The 1,453-nt window shown below is 59.0% G+C and carries 1 protein-coding gene and 1 pseudogene; both read left to right on the top strand.

The window, feature by feature from the left end:
• Window positions 1-429 (top strand): annotated as a pseudogene (locus H8Z83_RS19020) (type VI secretion protein); the annotation flags it as partial.
• Window positions 429-1,453: M23 family metallopeptidase (locus H8Z83_RS19015; RefSeq protein WP_187016464.1), on the top strand; the 1,025-nt coding region annotated here is incomplete at its 3' end. The pseudogene H8Z83_RS19020 and the gene H8Z83_RS19015, both read left to right, overlap by 1 nt.

The raw sequence follows: 1,453 nt of genomic DNA, 5'->3' as shown, positions 1-1,453 counted from the left end.
CTGCTGTCCTATATGTCGGATCAGCTTCTGACACTGGGTAATTCCGTGGCGGCCATTGATGAGCTGTACCTGTGGCTGTCCGATCCCACCGTCATCACCTACATCCGCAACGCGCTTAAAAGAGTACGAAAAAAGGAATCCGCCCTGTTCCTCGCCAGTCAGAACTTAGAGGACTTCACCCAGCCGGGAATACGGGAGCTGACGCGCCCTCTCTTTTCCATCCCCGTCCATCAGTTCATCTTCAACGGCGGCAACGTGGATAAGAAGTTTTTCATGGATAACCTCCAATTAGAGGAATCCGAGTATGCCCTGATCCGGGACCCGCAGCGCGGCTCCTGCCTCTACAAGTGCGGCAATGAACGGTATCTCTTGCAGGTGCAGGCCCCGGAGTACAAGCAGGCCATCTTTGGAACGGCAGGTGGACGGTAATGGCGGTACCCATCGCGGCACTGGCGAAGCTCGCCGCTGCCGCTCTCTCGGATGAGGACACCCGGCGAAAGCTGGGCTGGATCGTGGCGGCGATCTGTTCACCGTTGATCCTGACGCTGGCGCTGATCTGCTCTCTGCTCTCCGGCAGCGCGGAGCATAACAATTCCGCCGTCCTGCTGTGTTTCCACGGCGGAAGCATTCCGAACAAAACGCCTGCGGAATATGTAGAATACATTGAAGATATGCGCCGCAGCTTCACGCTGCTTGACGACGCCGTCGCCGCCGTCAATGGCATGACGGAGAACGGCGACAGCCTTGACGGTATCCGCGTCAAGGCTGTTTTCTATGCTCTGTATTTTGGGGAGGACACCCCCAGCCGCCGAGCGCACCGACAGTTCGCGGACTGCTTTGTGACCTACGAGGAACGCACCCGCACCGTCACCGATGAGGATGGGACGGAAACCGAGGAGAGCTACACCGTGGCGATTCCCGTTATGGACATGGTGGAGGTCTACAGCAATATTGAAAACACTCTTCACTTGGAAATATCTGCGGAACAGAAGTCCAACGCCGACAGTGTGTACAATTTGGTGCGCTATGGCGTTGCCGGAGGTTCAGAGGGCTGGATACCCGGCGCGGATGTGCCGTTTATTGGCGCGGACGGTTTCTGTTCGCCCATCGGTTCAGGCTGGGAGCGCCGTGTCACCTCTGAATTCGGTAACCGCGTCGATCCCATCACCGGGAAGCGCAAGGGGCACACCGGCATGGACCTGGCTGTTCCCACCGGCACGCCCATCCGCGCCGCGCTGCCGGGGACTGTGACGGTCTCGAAGTACAACGCCGGAGGTTACGGCTATTATGTGATGATCGACCACGGCAATGGCCTTGCCACGCTGTACGGCCACTGCTCCAAGCTGCTGGCAAGGGTGGGACAAAACGTACAGGCGGGAGACATCATCGCCCTCTCCGGCAGCACTGGGCGCTCCACCGGTCCGCATCTCCATTTCGAGGTGCGCGTCAACGG

The organism is Dysosmobacter segnis (assembly GCF_014297285.1).
Classification (GTDB): domain Bacteria; phylum Bacillota; class Clostridia; order Oscillospirales; family Oscillospiraceae; genus Oscillibacter; species Oscillibacter segnis.
The sequence above is the reverse complement of the archived record's forward strand: the minus strand, read 5'-3'. Positions and strand labels throughout refer to the sequence as shown.